The sequence below is a fragment of the Gordonia sputi NBRC 100414 genome (assembly GCF_000248055.1).
Lineage (GTDB): Bacteria > Actinomycetota > Actinomycetes > Mycobacteriales > Mycobacteriaceae > Gordonia > Gordonia sputi.
The window spans coordinates 95636-114990 of record NZ_BAFC01000083.1 but is presented as its reverse complement, the minus strand read 5'-3'; the positions used below and the strand labels follow the sequence as shown (position 1 = coordinate 114990).

Below are 19355 nucleotides of genomic sequence, written 5' to 3'. Positions count from 1 at the left end.
ACCTGCGCTGGACGAATTCCTCCCAGTATTGAATACTTAACAAAGTCGTTAAATGACCGGAGGTGGATATGGCTGGGACGGATCAACTCAGCGTCGTGTTCTCGGCGCTGGCAGACCCGACTCGGCGTGCAATCCTCGCTGAGTTGGCGAAGCGCGACGCCACAGTCACTGAACTGACTGCACCGCTGCCCATGTCTATGCCTGCTGTTTCCCGACACCTGAAGGTGCTTGAGCAAGCCGCACTCATCTCGCGTACACGTTCAGGCAAGTTGCGAGCTAGCCACCTAGAAGCCGAGCCGCTTCGCGAAGCTGCCGATTGGATCGCTCGATACAAAGAGTTCTGGGACTCGTCTCTTACCCGGCTCGATGCCCATCTTGCAGCCATCCAGGAGGCGGCTCCCACGCGCCCCTCGTGCCAGGAGGCCACTGACACCTCTGGCGAGGAGGAACTCTGATGCATACCGAAACCCCGCAGATCGACATCACCCATGTGCTCGCGGCGCCTCGGGATCTTGCCTTTCGGGTTTTCACGGATCCGATGCATTTCGCGGCCTGGTGGGGCCCGGTCGGCAACACTTTGCCCGCAAGTGAGATCGAGTTCGATATCCGATCAGGCGGTTATCAGCAATGGACGGAGGTATCCGCCGCCGATCCACACATCCGCGTCCGGGTGCGCGTCGATTTGACCGACGTGGTGGAGGGCGAACTCATCGACGGTCTGATGCATGTCGGTGGTCAGCTTCCGGGAGGAATTGAGCCATTCCAGACCAGGATTCGGTACTAGTTTTCCGACGAGAACGATGGACGGACTCGGCTCACGATCCGCCAATGGCTCCCTCCAGAGCAACGGGGCAGTGCTCGGCGAGGCTGGAGCGAGGCATTGACCAAACTGGACGCCGAAATACTCGCGGCCAGACCCCATCATCCGAGATAGGAGAACAGTGAAGTGGCCAAGCTGATCTATGCCAACAACATGTCGCTTGACGGGTACGTGGAAGACGAAAGTGGCAAGTTCGATTGGTTCCCCGTCGACGATGAAGTTTTTGCGGCGCACACCGACCTTCTTCGCTCCGCGGGCACCTTCCTCTACGGCCGGCGCCTCTACGAAGCGATGTCCGTTTGGGAGACCGATCCCGCCTTTGCAGAACAATCGGACCTCATGGCCGAGTTCGTAAAAGTATGGAAGGCGGCGAGCAAAGTCGTGTACTCGTCCACCTTGACCGACGTGGCAACCGGTGACACGCGAATCGAGCGCCAGTTCGATGCCGCAGCGATACGCGAAATGAAGGCAGCGGCCACCAGCAATCTCACCATCGGCGGCGCACAGGTAGCCTCGGCGGCGTTCAATGCAGGGCTGGTCGACGAGTGCGAACTCTTCGTCCTCCCCATTGTTGTCGGCGGCGGTAAGCCAGCTCTGTCGCGCGGCGTTCGAGCCGCGCTCGAACTGCTCGACGAGCACCGTTTCGGAAACGGTGTAGTTCGCCTTCGGTATCGCGTTCTGACCTGAGTCGCCGCAGGGACTAACGGCCAGTCGAGTTCCGGTTTCCCAGAAGCGCGGATTCCGCGCGTGTGGGCAACCGCAAGCGGCACCGCCAGGGAGCGGCGGGCCGGGAGGTCCCGCCCTCGGCAGGAGCGCTAGTCGTTCTCGTACCGGTCGCTGAGGCGCATCCACGAGTACGTCGGTTCCTGCGGGACGCCGGGTGGCGAGTTCTCCCAGTCCTCTTGACGGCCGAACGGCGTGAGGTCGAGAAGGTCGAACACGAGCATGAATGTCTCTTCGCCTCGACCGAACGTCGACCACGTATGAAATACACGGTCGCCCCGGCGAAGGAAGACGCTGATCGCTTGGCGCTCCTCGCCGTCGACGGTCGCACCGAAGTCGGTGTTGAATGCGTCGCCGACGGTCGAGTACCACGGCAGCTGCCAGCCCATGCGATCTCTGAAGGCACTCAGCCGATCCAGTGGTGCACGGGAGGTCAGGACGAACGACGTCCGTCGAGCGTGGAGGTGGGAGAGCGGACCAATATGGTCGGCCATCATCGAACAGCCGTCACAGCCTTCCTCCCAGTCAGGACCAAACATGAAGTGCTGCACGATGAGCTGAGGCCGTCCGTCGAAGAGGTCAAGCAGTGTCACGCGCCCATTCGCGCCCTCGAAGGCATAGTCCGAGCGCACTTCGACCATCGGCATGCGGCGTCGTGCCGCGCTGACCGCGTCCTTCATGCGGGTGAGCGCCTTCTCCTGCTGCAGCAGAACACTCCTGGCATCGTCCCAGGCAGCGCGGTCGACGATGGCCGGCCAGTCGGGGTCGCTGCTCGTCATCGGCGCACCTCTTCCGTGCCGTCACTACCGCGCTGTAACCATGCCTTGAGCGATGCGAGCATTCTGCGTCCACCCTTCACCGTGATGTCCACCATTCAGCACCACCGGACGTCGCATTGTTCCCATTTGGGTAGATTGCCGGGAAATCTGCCGCCAATCCGGCGCAACAACTATCGCGGTCGCCGCCTGGATCACTCGACGGTCACGTGCCCGCCGTCGACGTGCCATCGGGTGTCGATGCGCACCTTCTCGAGCATCCGACGGTCGTGGGTGACCAGGAGCAGCGCGCCGTCGAACGACTCGAGTGCCGCTTCGAGCTGTTCGATCGCGGGCAAGTCGAGATGGTTGGTCGGTTCGTCGAGCACGAGTACGTTGACTCCGCGCGCCTGAAGCAGTGCCAATGCCGCGCGGGTGCGCTCGCCGGGCGACAGGTCGCCGACGGCGCGGTCGACGTGATCGGCGCGGAGGCCGAACTTGGCCAGTAGTGTTCGCACTTGTTCGGTCGAGTAGTCGGGGACGAGTTCCTCGAACCGGTCGGCGAGCGGTTGTGGACCGGTGAATTGTCCACGCGCCTGGTCGATTTGGCCGATCGCCACACTTGCGCCGAGACTTGACGTGCCCTCGTCGGGCGTCACGGACCCGGTGAGGAGGCGTAGGAGCGTCGACTTTCCGGCTCCATTGGGTCCGGTGATGCCGATCCGCTCGCCGGCGTTGACCTGGAGCGACACCGGCCCGAGGGTGAAGTCTCCCTGTCGCACAACGGCGTTGGCGACGGTGGCGACCACCGAGCTCGATCGCGGCGCCGACCCGATGGTGAACTCCAGCACCCACTCCTTGCGGGGCTCGGCGACTTCGTCGAGTCGAGCGATGCGACTCTCCATCTGGCGCACCTTCTGCGCCTGCTTCTCGCTGGACTCGCTGGCTGCGCGGCGTCGAATCTTGTCGTTGTCGGGAGCCTTGCGCATGGCGTTGCGCACACCCTGACTCGACCATTCGCGTTGAGTGCGCGCCCGCGCCACGAGGTCGGCCTTCTTCTCGGCGAACTCCTCGTACTCCTCGCGGCGGTGGCGCCGCGCGACCTCGCGCTCCTCCAGAAAGCTCTCGTAGCCGCCGTTGTAGACGGTGTTGGTGTGCTGGGCGAGGTCGAGTTCGATCACGCGAGTCACGCAGCGCGCCATGAACTCTCGGTCGTGACTCACCAGCACAACGCCACCGCGCATGCCGCTGACGACTTCTTCGAGTCGCGCGAGGCCATCGAGATCGAGGTCGTTCGTGGGTTCGTCGAGGAGCACGATGTCGAAACGTGAACACAGCAGCGCGGCCAACCCGACGCGAGCCGCCTGGCCTCCCGACAGCCCGGTCATCAAAGCGTCTTCGGGAGGAGTGTCGCCGGTTCGTAGACCGACGTCGGCGAGTACGGCCGGCAGTCGCTCGTCGAGATCGGCGGCACCGGTGGCCAGCCAGTGGTCGAGCGCCGCCGAATACACATCGGCCGGATCATCCTCTGCGCCCGACGCCGGCGCCTCGTCGGCCAGTGCTGCCGCTGCTAGCTCCATGGCCTCGCTGGCCGCAGCGCAGCCCGTTCGTCGAGCAACGTACTGGGCGACCGTCTCACCCGGCACGCGCTCGTGCTCCTGTGGCAGCCACCCGACGAAGGCGTCGGCCGGCGCGCGCGTGACAGTGCCCTCGAGCGGAGCGAGGCTGCCCGACAGGACCGCCAGCAACGTCGATTTGCCCGCGCCGTTGGCGCCAACAACTCCGACAACGTCGCCCGGCGCGACCGTCAGATCGAGATGATCGAACAGCACACGATGGGCGTAGCCGCCGGCGATGTCCTTGGCGACGAGTGATGCGGTCATTGCTATATCGTCGCACTCACGTCGTTGCGACATGCTCGCCGAGTCCGGCCGTGGTGTGCAGGCGGTATCGTTTCTTGATGCCAAGCACCCAGGTCGAAGTTCGTCGGACGTACGCCCCAGAGACCGAGGCGGCGATTCTGGACGCGGTTCACGACTCCTTGGTCGCAGCGTTCGCGATCCCCGTCGAAGACAAACACGTGAGACTTGTTGTGCACGAGCCTCATCGCTTCGCGGTACCGCCGACCCTGTCGTCTCCGGAGGCGTACACCCTCGTTGTCGTCGACTGCTTTGCCGGCCGGAGCGTCGACGCCAAACGTGCTCTCTACCGAGAGGTTTCACGACGACTGGGCGTGCTCGGCATCCCGGCCGACCACATCACGGTCATCGTTCGCGATATCGAGATGGCAAATTGGGGTATTCGAGGCGGGCAGGCCGCCTGCGATGTGGACTTGGGTTTCGACGTCAACGTGTGAGTGAAGCGCACGCTCGCCGCGACGCACGCGCGTGAGAAGACATCGTCGACTCATGTCCGTTATGGGAGAATCAACCGATGCGCAGACTCGTCTACTACGTGGCAACGACGCTCGACGGATTCATCGCTGGACCCGACGGTGGTGACCCTTCCGGGGCCGACTTCTTCCCGATCACCGACGACGTTGTGCAGTTCATCGTCGAGAACTATCCCGAGACGCTACCGGACCCGGTGCGCACAGCGCTCGGAATCGACGGTGCGGGAACAGTTTTCGACACGGTCGTCGAGGGGCGTGGATCGTACGAACTCGGTCTTGCCGCGGGTATCCCCGACGCGTACCCACATCTTCGTCACCTGGTGTTCTCGACGACTCTTCCAGGGAGCAACTCTGGAGCCGTGGAGATCGTGCGAGACGAACCCGCCGAGACAGTGCGCGAACTCAAACGCGAAGAGGGACTCGACATTTGGCTTGTCGGCGGCGGAACGCTGGCACATGCGTTGCTTCCCGAGATCGACAGGTTGGTGCTCAAAGTGAACCCGTCGATCATCGGCAGTGGGGTGCCGTTGTTCAACGGGCCGTTCGCGCCGACCCTGTTCACCCCGGTGGACGAGACAGATCTCCCCGGCGGTGTACGGGTGCTCACCTACGACCGCCGCTGACGCCGGCCCCGGCCGTCGGGCCGGGCGGTCGGTGAGAGAGTGGGAGTATGCATGTTGATCGAGTGGTTCCCAATCTCACCGTCTCGGATCTCCACCAGGCCGTTGCTGAGCACTCTGCGATCCTCGGCCTGCGCGTCCTCATGGATCACGGATGGATCGTCACTCTGGGAGACGACGACGGGCATCAGCTCAGCGTCATGACCTCCGACGCGTCCGCGCCGGTCAACCCCGACGTCTCGATCTTCGTCGACGACGTCCGAGAAGCGCTCGCCCAGGCGCATGCCGCGGGAGTGGAGATCGTGCACCCGCTGACCGACGAACCGTGGGGCGTCACACGATTCTTCTACCGGGCATCCGACGGTCGCGTGATCAACGTCGGCACCCACACGCAATGAACGACGGCGGGGCCGCGTCCCACAACCGGCCTGACCCTTTCACGGTTGTGTCATTCAACGTCAACGGGATTCGAGCAGCGCGACGTCGAGGATTCGACGCGTGGTTGGCAGAACGAAGCCCCGACGTCGTGGCGCTTCAGGAACTGCGCTCTCCGGCAACGGAAGTCGGCAGTTTTCCCGGCTACTCGATCGCGCTCGACGTCGGATCGATTGCCGGACGTAACGGCGTGGCAATTCTGACCAAGACACCACCGACCGCAGTGCGGACCTGGCTGACCGATCCGCCGAAAGCACGCGGACTCAACGAATTCGCCACGCACGGAAGGTACATCGAAGTCGACCTCGCCGACCGACCGGTCACTGTCGGGTGCCTCTACCTGCCGAAGGGCGGACTGCCCGCGCATCGTCAACGAACAGGAGCCATGCGCGACGCCCCCGACGGTGGGGCGAAGTACGACCGAAAGCAACGATTCCTGAGTGCATTCGCTCGTGAGCTGAACCGAAATCGCCTGTCGGCCCAACGTGACGGTCGGGAGTTTCTGCTCGTCGGGGATCTGAACATCGCCCATACCGAACACGACGTGACCAACTGGCGCGCTGCCCGGTCGATGGACGGCTTCCTGCCCGAAGACCGCGCCTGGTTCGATTCGGTTTTGGGTTCGCGTCGACTCGTCGACGTGGTCCGGCGTATCCATGGTGATCGACCCGGACCGCTGACCTGGTGGAGCTGGGCGGGGGAGTCGTTCGCCAAGGACGTCGGCTGGCGCGTCGACCATCAGCTCGCCACGCCAGGTCTGGCTCGCCGCGCCGTGTCGGTGACAGTGGACAAAGAACCATCGCCGGCGCAGCGATTGTCAGACCACGCGCCGCTCGTGGTGACCTATCGCGAGCGACGACCTTTTCAACTGGTGGACGGCCGCCAGCGAGGTGCGCAGGTTTACTCGTGACGCCGTCGACGCGAACGCCGCGACGGCCACCGAGAGCGCGAGCATGATCGGGTATTGGGTGACGAGCTGATCCGCCGACCAGTAGTTGCAGAGCTGAAACGCTGACAGCAGCGCCACAGGCAATGTGGCGAGTCCGAGGACCAGCGCAATACCCAGTGCCACTTCGAGCAGCGGGACGCCAACGCCGAAGGCAGTCGGAACATGTCCGACGACGTCGCGGGTGAACGCGCGGTAGAAGCCGGGTACTCGCTCGTTGCTTGCTGCACTCTGCACGACGAGAAGAATGTCGGCCCGCCCGAAACCGGCGTGATACTTGACGATCCCTTCGTGCAGCCAGAGCGCGCCGAGTGCCACACGTGCGAGGGTGGCGGTGACCACCGTTGCCACCCTCGCTCTGCGCGCGACGCGGGAATCCGTTGTCGTCACTTCATCAGCTCTGCGGCACCGAATACGGCTTTTGCCTTGTCGCAGTGCACCACCACGTCCGAGTAGGCGGCAGCATCGACGCCGGTGGGCACCTCGAAGGACTGAGAAGCCTTGTCGTAGGCGACTTTACCGAGTGCGACTCCGTTGCTGACGTCTGATTCCGAGGTGCCCTTGGCCAGGTAGAGATGCAGATCGGGACCCTCGTCGGACGAGAAGCCTGACAATTCCACCTTTCCCGCCGTGAGAGTCGCTGTGCCCGACACCTTTTTGTCGTTGAGTCCCGCGAACGCTCCGTGTGCTGCAGCTGTCGAGCTCATGGGGGCCATCGACGTCTCGGCCGATGCGGACATCGGGGCCGCCGAGGTCGTCGTCGCAGATGTGCTCTGATCGCTGCATCCGGCGATGGCGCCGACGACTACAAAGGCTGCGAAGGCGCTGGCGATGAAGGTCTTGATCCGCATGTGTTTCTCCTGACGTGGTGGATGTGCCGACTCGGCACGACAGGAATTACAGCAATCGCGGAGGGCGCAATCGGCGATCATTTCAGCGTCGTAAGCCCACATTTCAGCGCCGTAATGATTTCAGCACCGTAATAACTGAAGCTGGGGGACACGCGATTTCGCGGTTACGCTCGACTGATGCAGCAAGGCGCACGAGTGATGGTCGTCGAGGACGACCCGGCGGTCCGAACCGTCGTCGCTGATCACCTTCGTGCTGCGGGGTGCGAGGTCGCGATGCACGCCGATGGAGAGAAGGCATGGGTTGCGCTCAGCGCGGAGATGCCCGATCTGCTGATTCTGGATCGGATGATCCCACTGATCGACGGCGATGAATTGTGTCGTCGGGTGCGCGCAGTGTCTGAGGTACCGATCATCATGTTGACGGCGCTCGATGGACCCGACCATCGAATAGCCGGACTCGAGCGAGGCGCCGACGATTATCTCGGCAAGCCATTCGCGTTGAGGGAGTTGCAGCTTCGAGTGAACTCGTTGTTGCGCCGCAGCGCCAACACCAGTGCGCCGTTGACATTCACCGCGGGGCTGTTCCGCGTCGATCCCGCTCATCGCAGAGTGTGGGTCGACGGAAAGGAGATCGCGTTGACAGCCCGCGAGTACGAACTCCTGCTCTATCTGGTGCGCACTCCGGATCGGGTTGTCAGCCGGGAGGAGATCCTACGCGAAGTGTGGCAGTGGGCCTTCGGCGACGCATCGACGGTGACAGTTCACGTGCGACGGTTGCGCGAGAAGATCGAACCCGAGCCTCGCTTTCCGCGCTTTCTGCACACCGAGTGGGGCGCCGGATACCGATTCACCGCACGGGGCGAATGATGTTGGGCCCTTATGAAGTCCTGCTGATCGCGGGCACCACGTTCGCGGCGACCGCGCTGGTGACCATCCTTACGGTGCTGGTCCTCAGGCTCACGCCGCACAGAGGTATTGCCCTGCGATGCGCTGTCGTCCTCGCGGGATCGTTGGTGTCGATCGTGGTGTCCACCCTGGCGGTTGCCGCGGAGATGTACCTGTCCGGGCACGACGTCGTCGTGCTCGCGTATGTCATCGGAATCTCGGCGCTGATGAGCATGATCGCCGGCTGGGCGGTGACGGGGCGCGCCATTCGATCGCCGGTTGAGGCGCTCGTCGCCGATGCCCGCCGGGTCGGCGACGGTGACGTTGTTACCGCGTCGCTCACAGGATGGCGCGAATTCGACGAGGTGTCAGCAGAATTGGCCGAGACATCGCGACGCCTGGCAGACGCCCGCGCACAGATTGCTGAATTGGATGCCGCGCGACGGCAGTTCTTCGCCTGGATCTCGCATGATCTGCGAACACCTCTCGCCGGAATGAGGGCGATGGCTGAGGCACTCGAGGATGGCACGGCAGCCGAGCCGGGACTCTACATCGCAACGATTCGCACGAAGGTCGACACAATCAACAAAATGGTCGACGACCTGTTCCAGCTGTCCAAGCTCCAGACTGGTTCGTTGGAGCTGTGTTGCGAGCCTGTTGTCCTACGCGATCTTGTCAGCGACGCCGTGGCGGACGTTCAGGCAATCGCGACCGGTCGAGGTATACGCATTGTCGACGATGGAATTGACGGTCACGTCGTCTGGGCGGATCCCCGCGAGATCACACGCGCGATCGGCAACCTGCTGAGCAACGCCGTACGGCATGCGCCGGATGAGAGCACGATCACCGTCCGTGCAGTCGAAGGCGACGCGACGCTGGTGCTCAGCGTCGTCGATCAGGGCGAGGGCGTGTCGTCGGAAGACCTCGGGTCGATCTTCGACATCGGATGGCGCGCAGACACCGCGCGCACCTCTGACCGCGTCGATACTGCGACGACGGGGGCCGGTCTGGGCCTCGCGATTGTGCGAGGCATCGTCGAAGCGCACGGTGGAAGCATTCGGGCGCAACGCACGGCCGCCGGCTTTCAACTGGATCTGGAACTGCCGACCGCCGCAGCCGGTTGACCTCATATCGTGCTGGCTGGGCATCATGGAGGGTATGCAGATCACCACGCAGGCACAGTTGCGGGAGGTCGTCGGGCATCCGGCAGAGATCATCGCGAACAAGGCCATGCCGCAGCTGCTGGCGGCGCACGTCGAATGGCTCGCCGCGACACCGATGATCTTCCTGGCCACATCGGACGCGTCGGGACGCGTGGATGTATCACCCAAGGGCGACCCCGCGGGCAAGGTGGTGCACGTCATCGACGAACACACCATCGCGATCCCCGAGCGCCCAGGTAATCGACGCGTGGACGGTTACGAGAACATCCTCACCAATCCGCACGTCGGCGCGATCGCGGTGATCCCGGGGCGTGGCGACACGTTGCGGGTCAACGGATCGGCACGCATCGTCGACGATGGTCCGTACTTCGACCACCTCGCGGTCCGCGGCAAGCGACCCATCCTCGCCGTCGAGGTCGACGTCGAGGAGGTGTTTTTCCACTGCTCCAAGGCATTCATGCGGTCCGAACTCTGGAAGCCCGAGACGTGGGACCCCACGAGGGTGCCGAGCACTGCGAAGCTCGCCAAACAGGTGATGGCGGGCCTCGACGACATTCCGGACGAGGAATTCGGCGACGAAGCGTACCGACCGTGGCTCTACTGAGCTGAGCGCTCGTACGGCGTCTTCTCACCGGCGGTGACCTCGACATCGAGGTGATTGCCCGCGGGCGGTAGCGGGCACGTGGCGAAGTCGATGAACGCGCACGGCAGATTGGTCGCGCGATTGAAGTCGAGCACCACACGTCCGCCGTTGCGCAGCACCTCGTCGGCGGCGTCGACGGCCAGGCTTCGATTCGCCGCATACGTGGTGATTCCCGAGGTTGTATCTGTGAACAGCACGCTCAGCCCGCCCTGCTTGCCGTTGAAGGCAATGAGTCGACGCTGCTGCCCGTCGTGGTCAAAGACCAGCTCACCGGGGGAGACGTACACGTGGGCCAAACCCTCCGCGACGGCGCCGACGGTCACCGGCCGCGGCTGTTCGTACGGCTCGAACCGCGCTTCGACGACCCACGCGGGATCGGCGTCATATGCCGGAACGCCACGAAAATTGCGCACCGTGGGCGCGTTCTCGTCGTGCACGCGGATCAGATAGCCGTCGCCGCGTCGTGCTACCTCGATGTGTACGTTTTCGATGTCCACGACCTCACCCGGGCCGGTCGGTTCGAGGTCGAAATCGCGGGTGTCGAAGGACTCGCCGTCGCCCGGTCGAAGGTGGGCGGTCGGGCCGTCGAACCACCAGGTTCCCGGCAGCCCCTCGAAACGCGACGGTTCAGTGTCGAGCCATTCGAGGCGGTTGATCGACAGCCAACCGAGCGGAGCCGCGAGATCGCGCTCGCGGGTGGCGTGCCACTGCTGCCATTCCTCAGCGAAGCCATCCTCGGCAGACGTTGCCGATGTGGACACTGTTCGGGTCATTCGATGCTCCCTGGATCGTTCGCGTTACTGACGTCCACTGCAACGACGAGGAGTAGACCGTCATGCCCACAGACGTCCGCTGGGTCCAACCCTTGACTCGGCGTCGGCCGCCCCTGCAGTCCCTCGTGCACGCGCTCACCGGGCTGGCATCGTCTGTCCGAATGAGCATCGGACAGCAGACGCTAGCCTGGCCGGATGAACCCGTCCCGATACTGGCGTAACGACTTCGACGATGCCATCCCACGACGCGTGCGCGCAGGCGAACCCGACTGGGGCTGCGGTTCGAAACTGCCGCGCTCGGTGGTCGAGAGTCTGCAGAAGTTCCAGGTCGGAGAAAGCGGTGACGGTGCGCACCTGATTGCCAAAGCGGACTCGACCGGCGACACGGATTACGCACACGCGGTGCGGCTTTTCGTCGCAGAGGAGCGCAATCACGCGCGAATGCTCGAGGAACTGCTATGTGTCGCTGGCGCTGTTCCAATCGATCAACACTGGTCGGATGCCGTGTTCGTGCGAATCCGACGCTCGATGGGGCTGCGGATGGAGATCATGATCCTCGCGATCGCCGAGGTGATCGCGCTGCGCTACTACCGTGCGCTCGCGGAGGGGGACGACGCTCTTCTCACCGAGGTTGCCGAGCGGATTCTCGCCGACGAGGTGCGCCACGTGCCGTTTCAGTGCCACCGCCTGCGCGTGGCATTTGCGCGCACTCCGACGTGGCAGCGCGCCGGTATCGCTGCGGCCTGGCGTGGGCTGGCGCTGGCGGTCTCTGCGCTTGTCGCCGTCGACCACGGTGGTGCGCTCAGGGACCTGGGTGTCGGGAAATGGCGGTTCGTCCTCGAGACCCGACGGTTGTTCGCCGACGCATCCGACGCGGCGTTCGGTCAGGCCCGCGAACTCGCGGACGACGGCTTGCCGACGTCCAGACAGCCCGCCGGGGTCCACGCGGGCTGAAGCGATCAGGCCTCGAGCGCGTCCACGAAAGCGCCCTGCCACACCGTGTCGAACGGGGTGTGCCCCGACACGCGGCCGTTGATGCCCGCCGTGGTGAATTCCTTGGCGAACGCCACAGCCTCACCGATCTCGGCGCCCTTCGCCAACTCGGCCGTGATGGCGGCGGCGAGCGTACATCCGGCCCCGGAGACTCGCTCGGACCCGACTTTCGGCGCGGCAAGGACTGTCACGTCAGACCCGTCGAACAGCACGTCGACGGCGTCGTCCCCGGGAAGTTCGACGCCGCCCTTCGCGATGACGTACTTCGGCCCGAGATCGGCGATGCGGCGCGCGGCCTCAGCGAGATCGTCGACGCTGGTGATCTCGTCCATGCCGGACAGGATCTGCGCCTCGAAGAGATTCGGGGTGACCACCGTCGCGAGCGGAATGACCTTCTCGCGCAAGGCCGTATCGGTGTCGAGTGCGGCGCCCGGCTCTTGGCCCTTGCAGATGAGGACGGGATCGACGACGACATGCCGCCACTGTCGCGCGGCAAGAGCGTCGGCGACGACGTCGATGGTCGCGGGAGTCCCGAGCATGCCGACCTTGACCACGTCGAGGTCGTGGGTCGCTGTGGCCGCCTCGATCTGGTCGGCGATGACGTCCGGTTCGACGGGGACGAACCGGTGCGCCCACCCGTTCTTCGGATCGAACGAGACGATGCAGGTGGTGGTGCCCACTCCGTAGACACCCAGCTCCTGGAAGGTCTTCAGATCGACTTGAATCCCGGCGCCGCCAGTCGCTTCCGAACCGGCGATGACATATGCAAAATCAACCACACATCAAGCCTACGACTCCGCAGCTCGCGGCCTGAAGTCGCCTTTCACGAGGCGGCAGTGGAGCTCGAGCGCGAGGCCGTCGACTTGTTTGACGATCAGGCTCCGATCAGGCAATCCATACCGTCTTGATGTTGCAGAACTCGTGGATGCCGTGGGAGGTCAGTTCGCGGCCATTGCCTGATCGCTTGATCCCGCCGAATCCCAGTTCTGGATACGAGGTGGTCATGCCGTTGATGAACACCTGGCCCGATTCGATCCGGTCGATGAACTGATCCTGTTCGGCCTCGTCGGTGGTCCAGGCGTTTCCGCCGAGGCCGAAGGTGGTGTCGTTGGCGATCGCAATCGCCTCGTCGATGTCCTCGACGCGGTACAGCGCTGCTACCGGACCGAACGCTTCGGCGGAGTAGATCTCCATGTCGTCGGTGATGTCGGCGAGGATCGTCGGTTGGTAGAACCATCCGGGCCGCTCGACTCTGCTGCCACCGATGAGTACCTTCGCGCCCTTGCCGACAGCGTCGTCGACAAGTTCTTCGAGATCGGTGCGCCCCTGTTCGGTGGCGAGCGGTCCGACGTCGGTGGCGTCGTCGGTGGGATCTCCGATGACGAGGCCGCGGAATCCCTCGGTGAAATGGTCGACGAACTGGTCGTATACGTCGGCGTGGATGATGAATCGTTTTGCGGCGATACAGGATTGGCCGTTGTTCTGTACTCGTGCCGTGACGGCGGTCTTCGCGGCGGCCGCGATGTCGGCGCTGGGCATGACGATGAAGGGGTCGCTCCCTCCGAGTTCGAGCACGGTGTGCTTGACCTCGTCTCCCGCGATCGCGGCCACCGACCGACCCGCGGGTTCGCTTCCGGTCAGTGTCGCCGCGGCGACCCGCGGATCGCGCAGGATCGACTCGATCATTCCCGAACCGATCAGGAGCGTCTGGAAGCAGCTCTCCGGAAAACCGGCTCGATGCAGGACGTCTTCGAGATACAGGGCTGATTGCGGAACGTTGGAGGCGTGCTTGAGAATGCCGACGTTGCCCGCCATCAGCGCGGGTGCCGCGAAGCGCACCGCCTGCCAGAGCGGGAAGTTCCACGGCATGATCGCCAGTACGACGCCGAGTGGTTGATAGCGCATATATGCGCGACTGGCGCCAACAGCTTCGGCGTCGGCCTGCTCGTCGGCGAGCATGGCGGCGCCGTGGTCGGCGTAGTAGCGAAAGCCCTTCGCGCACTTCAGTGTTTCTGCCTTCGCCGAGGCGAGGGTCTTGCCCATCTCCTCGGTCATCATGGCTGCGACGCCGTCGGCTTCGGCTTCGAGTAGGTCGGCGGTGGCGCGCAGCCAGGTCGCGCGCTGCTCGAACGAGGTGGTGCGATAGCTCGCGAAACCACTGACCGCTCGGTCGAGCGCCTCGTCGACTTGGTCTTCTGTCAGGGAATCGAACTCCCGGACGATCTCTCCGGTCGCCGGATTGGTGGTGGCAATGGCCATGTCGCTGGTCCTTCCGCGTCGGGTCCCCTCTCATGCCTACCACTCGTGATCGAAACGTTGCGTCGATGCGGAATCAGCGCGGCGCGGAGGGCGTTGTGCGACCCATGAGCGAACAACCGGAATTGAGCCCGAGCGACTGGGTACGTGATCAGACCAAGAAGATCCTCGAGCAGGGGACGACCGACGGTGTGCTGGTTGCCGATCGTCCCGTCGTGCTGTTCACCACGACGGGTGCCAAGTCGGGGAAAAAGCGCTACACACCATTGATGCGCGTCGAGGAGAACGGCAAGTACGCCATGGTCGCGTCGAAGGGTGGCGCTCCCGAACATCCGGCGTGGTACTTCAACGTCAAGGCGAATCCGCAGATCACAGTCCAGGACGGCGACAAGGTGTACGAACTCACCGCCCGCGAGGTCGAGGGCGATGAGCGTGAGCACTGGTGGGAGCTCGCGGTGGCCGCATACCCGCCCTACGCCGAATACCAGACCAAGACCGATCGTCAGATCCCGGTGTTCGTGCTCGAATGACGATATCGGCAGCTCCCGCGGGGTGATTTGCCTCCCATCTCATGGACTTGAAGTGCTGTTGAGGTTTTATCGTCGACGGTATGCAGTCGCTTTCTGACGCGGTGGATGCGCGCACTGCCTTCACCACCGCGTTTCGTCTTCACCCTGCGGGAGTTGCCATTGTCGCCGCCGAGACTTCTGGGGGTCTCGCGGGCCTGACGGTCTCGAGCCTGGCGTCGGTGTCCGTCGACCCGCTCGCCGTTTCGTTCTCTGTGACCAGTTCGCGGGGGAGCGCCGGCGCGGTGCTCGGCGCCGACACCATCGGAATCAGTTTGCTCGACGCCCGACACGTCGACGTTGCCGACGCCTTTGCCCGTCCAGGGGCACCCAGATTCACGACGAATCAGGGCTGGACCAGTTTCGAGTCGGGCGAGCCGGTCCTGCGTGATGCAACCGCTGCGCTGCGGTGTGTCGTCGTCGAAACGATTGCGGTGGGATCGTCAACCCTCGTCGTTGCCGAGGTACTCGAGACGCGGCTCGGTTCGTCGACGCAACCGCCGATGGTCTACCGCGACCGCGCTTTCCACGGGCTCACCTGATCAGTCCTCGGGCAGCCCTGCGAACGTCTGCTTGACGCCCTTGTACCAACCTATCGACTGACGAGGGTGGCGCCAGCGACCCTTCATCGCGTCGCGCGCGTCCTGATGTGTTGTGTCACCGGCTTTTTCGGCATCCTTGAGATGCTGGTCCTGCGCTTTGATGATCTCGTCGGCGGTCGCGCCGTGGTGCGCCAGCTCGCAGGGGCCGCCGAGTTGCGTGCAGGTCATGGTTTTCATCGGATCTCCTCAATAAAGGGCCGTGCTTTGTGTACGGGCGGTTCTTGGTCATAGATTTCTTGGTGCTGCACAGGGATGACGAATCGGCGGCCTCGAATGTGACCGAACGAGGTCAGGCGCGGTACTCGTTCTTCTCGCGTCGGACAACACGGCCGAGAACGTCCTGATCGGCGCGGAACGTGATCCGGGCGACCATGCCGTCGACCACGTCGAAGTCGAACAGGACCATCGCGGCGCCGCGACGGAACCACGCCGACGCCGGGCGGTCGTCGACGAAGACCGCCAGCGCGCCCTTGGCGCTCCCGTTGAAGAAATCGGCGATGCTGCGTCGGCCGTCGATCTGGGCGGGGGTGCCGGTGGCTATCGCAACGTCGTCGGCTCTGACCTGGGCGTCGGGAGCCAGGAGCTCGAGAAGACGCTCGAAGTCACCGTCGCGGGCTGCAGCCATGAACGCGTCGACGACCTCCCAGTCGGCGAGGGTGTCGTCGGCCGCGGGTTGGCGAACTTTTGCCCTGGCCCTCGAGGCGAGTTTGCGTGCGGCCGTGGGCGTGATGTCGAGTGCTGACGCGATGGTCGCGAATTCGAAACCGAAGGTGTCATGCATGACGAACGCGACGCGTTCGGCGGGTGACAGGCGGTCGAGAACCACGGTGAGCGCGATCCCCACTGAATCCGACAGCGCGATCACGTCAGCGGGATCGGGATCCTCGGAGTGTTCGTCGATCGCGGGTTCTGCGGCCTCGGGGATTCGGGCCCGCAGTCGGTCGAGACACAGCCTGCTGGTGACGGTGGTCAGCCAAGCCGGCAGATTTTCGATGTCGGTCTCGGTCGCGTTCATTCGCAGCCAGGCCTGCTGCACAACATCCTGGGCTTCGGCGTCGTCGCCCAGAATGCGGCCGGCCACGCGGATCAGGCGTGGGCGCTCCGCCTCGAATTGGTGGGCGCGATCATCCGAGTTCAGAACCATGTCACCACCTCGTCTCTGGCTGGCTGGTCCCAGCCCGTTGTGTCCAGTCCCAGTGTCTTGTTGTTGACTCACACCTTGTTGACGGTTCACAGCACGCAGATGTGACAGCTCCGCGGCGAGGACGGGTCACGTCGTCGCGAATCCCCAGCGGATCGCGTCGACGAAGCGGTCGACATCGTCGGTGGTCGTGTCCCAGGCGGTCATCCAGCGCACCTCGCCGACGCTTCGGTCCCAGTCGTAGAAGTGCACGCGTTCGCGGATGCGGTCGGCGATGTCGACCGGCAGTCGGGCGAAGACGGTGTTGGACTCAGTCTTCTGGGTCAACGTGAGCCCGGCGAGTGAGCCGTCGTCGATGCCCTTCTCCAGCTCGGCGCGCAGCCGGGCCGCCAGGGCGTTGGCGTGCGCGGCGTTTCGGAGACCGAGGTCGTCGTCGAACAGCGCGAGCAGCTGTGCGGAGGTGAACCGCATCTTGCTCGACAGTTGGGTGGTCGATTTGCGGAGGAATCCGGCGCCGGGAGCGCGGTCGGGGTCGATCACCACGACCGCCTCGGCGGACATGGTTCCGTTCTTCGTCCCGCCGAGGCTCACGATGTCGACACCGGCGTCGGTGAGGAACTCTCGAAACGGTTGCCGCAGAGCGGCGGCGGCGTTCCAGAGCCGCGACCCGTCGACGTGGACCGCCATTCCGAATCGGTGTGCCGTCTCACTGAGGTCGGCGATTTCTGCTGCGGTGTACAGGGTTCCGAGTTCGGTAACCTGTGTGATGCTGACCGCCAGAGGCTGTGCGAGCTGCTCATCGCCGAGCGCGTCAGCTCCTGCTTCGATCTGCGACGGAGTGAGCTTGCCGTCGCCGGTGCTCATGCCGATCACCTTGATGCCCGAAAGACGCTCGGGCGCAGCGCCTTCAGAGGTGTTGATGTGTGCGCTGGATGGCGCGATGACAGCACCCCACCGTGGAAGAAGTGCCGAGAGTGCGACGACGTTCGCGCCCGTGCCGTTGAAGAGCGGGTAGACCTCGGCACGATCGCCGAACTGACCACGGACCACGTCGCGGAGACTGCGCGTGTACTCGTCTGCGCCATACGGAGACTGGTGTCCGCCGTTGGCGGCTGCGAGCGCTGCGAGCACGTCGGGATGTATTCCCGCGTAGTTGTCGCTGGCGAAGGAGCGGTGGTTGTCGTCGTGTAGCGAAGAGATGGTCACGCTGTCCACGTTGTCACTCTCGGCGAGCCGGCTCAATCTACGGGCTGCAGTACGCGGCGAGGAACTCGGCCAGCAGGCGGGCGGTGACGGGGCGTGGCAGTGATTCGACGGCCGCGATGATCGCGGGCATGTCCAGGTCTGACACGCCACCATGCCGACGCGGGTCGATCCCGGCAGCAATCAGAACCTCTTCCGCTGCCGCACTGGGCAATGCGAGCGCCTGGTCGAGAGTGACGGCGCCGCTGTCGAATGCTCCGGCCAGTTCACGTAGGGCCTCGGGCGCCGGCCGGGCGGGCGCGCCGCGGACCTCTTCTGCCGCGAGCGCGAGCACCTCGACGAGTTCGTCGACGACGGAATCGGTAACCGGTGTGATCGTCAGGTGTGTGGTGGCAGGCAGGACTGTGCCGTCCGGCTGCGTGAACGCCGGCTGAGCCTGCAGTGCGAATCCGCGGGCCGACACCGCGGAGCCCCACAGGTGGGTGTCGACGGGTTCGGATGCCTCAGGGTCGGTGCGTACGGCGAGAACCGGTCCCGACGGCGCGCCGACGACGCATAGCCCGTCGATCCCGTCTATGGCTGTGACGACGTCATCGAAGGCGTGTCGGATTCGTCGCGTCAATGCGGCGTACCCGTCGGCACCCAGGGTTCGGCTGACCGCCCATGCCGAGGCGAGTCCCGCAGCGGAGCGCGAGCCGAGCAGCGTCGGATTGACGATCGGGTAGCCGGGCCAGTCGGTGATGGAGAAGAACTGGGCGCGGTGTCGGTCGCGGTCGCGGTGCAGCAGAAGCGACGAGCCTTTTGGCGCGTAGCCGTACTTGTGCAGGTCGGCGGAGAGGCTGGTGACTCCGTCTACTCGAAAATCCCAGGGAGGCAGACCATCCCACCACGCCAGTGCGAAACCGCCGAGGCAGGCGTCGACGTGGAAGGCGAGATCGCGCGACCGGGTGATCTCGGCGATCTCGGCGATCGGATCGAGCGCTCCCGTCGGGTAGTTGGGTGCCGAGGCCACAACGAGAATCGTGTCGTCCCGAATGGCATCGGCGATGTCGTTGGCGCGCACCGCAGTCGATGCCGTCGGCACGGGCACCCGAATCGCCTCGACACCGAACAACGCGGCGGCTTTGAGGAACGCCGCGTGTGCGGTCGTCGGCACGACCATCGACGACTGCCCGGGTGCGGCGCCCGCGCGATCGCGGGCAGCCTTCACGGCGAGCAGGCAGCTCTCGGTGCCACCGGAGGTGACCGACCCGACGGCGTCCGGACCGTGGAAAGTAGTGCGGCCGAACTCGATCAGATCGCGTTCCATTGCCGCCACGGAGCCGAAGACCGTCGGGTCGAGTCCGTTGACCGACTGCACCATTCGTGCTGCCGATGCCGCGACCTCGTCGAGCACCCCGAGTCCGGAATCGTAGACGTACGACAGCACATGTCCGCCGTGGGTCGGAGCATCCGCCGATCGATAGTCAGCCAGCACCTGCAGAGCCGCGTCGGCTCGATCCTTCAGGTTCGGTGGTTCCTGAGCCCGTGGAGCCACCGGGTCGGTTGCCTCGGGTTCGGGAGCGGTCATCGACATCGTCCTTTCGGG

Annotated in this window: 24 protein-coding genes; 13 read left to right on the top strand and 11 right to left on the bottom strand. The window is 64.5% G+C overall.

The window, feature by feature from the left end; all coding sequences use genetic code 11:
* Window positions 1-68: 68 nt before the first annotated feature.
* The 3 genes from GOSPT_RS14010 (at window position 69) to GOSPT_RS14000 (ending at window position 1507) form a co-directional block, all read left to right on the top strand.
* Window positions 69-455 (top strand): ArsR/SmtB family transcription factor, encoded by a 387-nt coding sequence (locus GOSPT_RS14010; RefSeq protein WP_005206954.1) that lies wholly within the window; start codon window positions 69-71, stop codon window positions 453-455.
* A complete protein-coding gene (locus GOSPT_RS22845; protein ID WP_005206949.1) occupies window positions 455-784 on the top strand; it encodes an SRPBCC domain-containing protein in 330 nt (109 codons plus the stop codon). The genes GOSPT_RS14010 and GOSPT_RS22845 overlap by 1 nt, the downstream gene beginning before the upstream one ends.
* A 162-nt stretch (window positions 785-946) precedes the next feature.
* Window positions 947-1507, top strand: coding sequence for a dihydrofolate reductase family protein (locus GOSPT_RS14000; protein WP_005206948.1), 561 nt, complete (start codon window positions 947-949; stop codon window positions 1505-1507).
* Between the two features lie 128 nt (window positions 1508-1635).
* Here the strand turns inward: GOSPT_RS14000 and GOSPT_RS13995 are convergent, their stop codons facing one another.
* Window positions 1636-2322 carry a DUF899 domain-containing protein gene (locus GOSPT_RS13995; RefSeq protein WP_005206947.1) on the bottom strand — a complete coding sequence of 229 codons (687 nt, stop codon included), beginning with the start codon at window positions 2320-2322 and terminating at the stop codon, window positions 1636-1638.
* Window positions 2323-2513: 191 nt separating this feature from the next.
* Window positions 2514-4181 (bottom strand): ABC-F family ATP-binding cassette domain-containing protein, encoded by a 1668-nt coding sequence (locus GOSPT_RS13990; protein ID WP_039856018.1) that lies wholly within the window; start codon window positions 4179-4181, stop codon window positions 2514-2516.
* 77 nt (window positions 4182-4258) lie between these two features.
* Between GOSPT_RS13990 and GOSPT_RS13985 the strand changes: the two genes are divergently transcribed.
* From GOSPT_RS13985 to GOSPT_RS13970, 4 genes are all read left to right on the top strand, one after another.
* Window positions 4259-4654 (top strand): tautomerase family protein, encoded by a 396-nt coding sequence (locus GOSPT_RS13985; RefSeq protein WP_005206945.1) that lies wholly within the window; start codon window positions 4259-4261, stop codon window positions 4652-4654.
* 77 nt (window positions 4655-4731) lie between these two features.
* Window positions 4732-5313, top strand: coding sequence for a dihydrofolate reductase family protein (locus GOSPT_RS13980; RefSeq protein ID WP_005206944.1), 582 nt, complete (start codon window positions 4732-4734; stop codon window positions 5311-5313).
* A gap of 47 nt (window positions 5314-5360) precedes the next feature.
* The gene (locus GOSPT_RS13975; protein ID WP_039856015.1) at window positions 5361-5708 is read left to right on the top strand and encodes a VOC family protein; all 348 of its coding nucleotides are present in this window, start codon (window positions 5361-5363) and stop codon (window positions 5706-5708) included.
* Window positions 5705-6655: an exodeoxyribonuclease III gene (locus GOSPT_RS13970; RefSeq protein WP_005206942.1), complete on the top strand. Its 951-nt coding sequence runs from the start codon at window positions 5705-5707 to the stop codon at window positions 6653-6655. Before GOSPT_RS13975 ends, GOSPT_RS13970 begins: the two co-directional genes overlap by 4 nt.
* Here the strand turns inward: GOSPT_RS13970 and GOSPT_RS13965 are convergent.
* Together GOSPT_RS13965 and GOSPT_RS13960 are read right to left on the bottom strand one after the other, a co-directional pair.
* Entirely contained in the window at window positions 6563-7033 is a 471-nt protein-coding gene (locus tag GOSPT_RS13965; RefSeq protein ID WP_005206940.1) for a DoxX family membrane protein, read from the bottom strand. The genes GOSPT_RS13970 and GOSPT_RS13965 overlap by 93 nt on opposite strands.
* A 44-nt stretch (window positions 7034-7077) precedes the next feature.
* Window positions 7078-7542, bottom strand: a complete 465-nt coding sequence (locus tag GOSPT_RS13960; protein WP_005206938.1) for a DM13 domain-containing protein — start codon at window positions 7540-7542, stop codon at window positions 7078-7080.
* A gap of 177 nt (window positions 7543-7719) precedes the next feature.
* On the opposite strand from GOSPT_RS13960, the gene GOSPT_RS13955 reads away from it, so the two are divergent.
* The 3 genes from GOSPT_RS13955 to GOSPT_RS13945 are packed head-to-tail and all read left to right on the top strand — an operon-like array spanning window position 7720 to window position 10194.
* The gene (locus GOSPT_RS13955; RefSeq protein ID WP_005206937.1) at window positions 7720-8409 is read left to right on the top strand and encodes a response regulator transcription factor; all 690 of its coding nucleotides are present in this window, start codon (window positions 7720-7722) and stop codon (window positions 8407-8409) included.
* Complete coding sequence (locus GOSPT_RS13950; protein ID WP_005206935.1) at window positions 8409-9551, top strand: sensor histidine kinase; 1143 nt, start codon at window positions 8409-8411, stop codon at window positions 9549-9551. The genes GOSPT_RS13955 and GOSPT_RS13950 overlap by 1 nt, the downstream gene beginning before the upstream one ends.
* 34 nt (window positions 9552-9585) lie before the next feature.
* The gene (locus tag GOSPT_RS13945; protein ID WP_005206933.1) at window positions 9586-10194 is read left to right on the top strand and encodes an MSMEG_1061 family FMN-dependent PPOX-type flavoprotein; all 609 of its coding nucleotides are present in this window, start codon (window positions 9586-9588) and stop codon (window positions 10192-10194) included.
* On the opposite strand, the gene GOSPT_RS13940 is transcribed toward GOSPT_RS13945, so the two are convergent.
* Window positions 10188-11006: a DUF1684 domain-containing protein gene (locus tag GOSPT_RS13940; protein WP_005206930.1), complete on the bottom strand. Its 819-nt coding sequence runs from the start codon at window positions 11004-11006 to the stop codon at window positions 10188-10190. The two genes, GOSPT_RS13945 and GOSPT_RS13940, sit on opposite strands and share 7 nt — an antisense overlap.
* Before the next feature lie 195 nt (window positions 11007-11201).
* Between GOSPT_RS13940 and GOSPT_RS13935 the strand changes: the two genes are divergently transcribed.
* Entirely contained in the window at window positions 11202-11960 is a 759-nt protein-coding gene (locus GOSPT_RS13935) for a ferritin-like domain-containing protein (protein ID WP_005206928.1), read from the top strand.
* Between the two features lie 5 nt (window positions 11961-11965).
* On the opposite strand, the gene thiD is transcribed toward GOSPT_RS13935, so the two are convergent.
* Window positions 11966-12778, bottom strand: a complete 813-nt coding sequence (gene thiD, locus GOSPT_RS13930; RefSeq protein ID WP_005206926.1) for a bifunctional hydroxymethylpyrimidine kinase/phosphomethylpyrimidine kinase — start codon at window positions 12776-12778, stop codon at window positions 11966-11968.
* 106 nt (window positions 12779-12884) lie between these two features.
* Entirely contained in the window at window positions 12885-14258 is a 1374-nt protein-coding gene (locus GOSPT_RS13925; RefSeq protein ID WP_005206925.1) for an NADP-dependent succinic semialdehyde dehydrogenase, read from the bottom strand.
* A gap of 104 nt (window positions 14259-14362) precedes the next feature.
* On the opposite strand from GOSPT_RS13925, the gene GOSPT_RS13920 reads away from it, so the two are divergent.
* On the top strand, window positions 14363-14785 hold the full coding sequence (locus GOSPT_RS13920; protein ID WP_005206924.1) for a nitroreductase family deazaflavin-dependent oxidoreductase: 423 nt from the start codon (window positions 14363-14365) through the stop codon (window positions 14783-14785).
* A gap of 80 nt (window positions 14786-14865) precedes the next feature.
* A complete protein-coding gene (locus tag GOSPT_RS13915; RefSeq protein ID WP_005206922.1) occupies window positions 14866-15363 on the top strand; it encodes a flavin reductase family protein in 498 nt (165 codons plus the stop codon).
* Here GOSPT_RS13915 and GOSPT_RS13910 read toward each other — a convergent pair whose 3' ends face one another.
* The 4 genes from GOSPT_RS13910 to GOSPT_RS13895 form a co-directional block, all read right to left on the bottom strand.
* Complete coding sequence (locus GOSPT_RS13910; protein ID WP_005206920.1) at window positions 15364-15600, bottom strand: hypothetical protein; 237 nt, start codon at window positions 15598-15600, stop codon at window positions 15364-15366.
* Between the two features lie 112 nt (window positions 15601-15712).
* Window positions 15713-16567 (bottom strand): sigma-70 family RNA polymerase sigma factor, encoded by an 855-nt coding sequence (locus tag GOSPT_RS13905; protein WP_005206918.1) that lies wholly within the window; start codon window positions 16565-16567, stop codon window positions 15713-15715.
* A 126-nt stretch (window positions 16568-16693) separates the two neighbouring features.
* Window positions 16694-17770 carry a threonine aldolase family protein gene (locus GOSPT_RS13900; RefSeq protein ID WP_039856055.1) on the bottom strand — a complete coding sequence of 359 codons (1077 nt, stop codon included), beginning with the start codon at window positions 17768-17770 and terminating at the stop codon, window positions 16694-16696.
* 37 nt (window positions 17771-17807) lie between these two features.
* Window positions 17808-19337 carry a pyridoxal phosphate-dependent decarboxylase family protein gene (locus GOSPT_RS13895; RefSeq protein WP_005206915.1) on the bottom strand — a complete coding sequence of 510 codons (1530 nt, stop codon included), beginning with the start codon at window positions 19335-19337 and terminating at the stop codon, window positions 17808-17810.
* Window positions 19338-19355 lie beyond the last annotated feature (18 nt).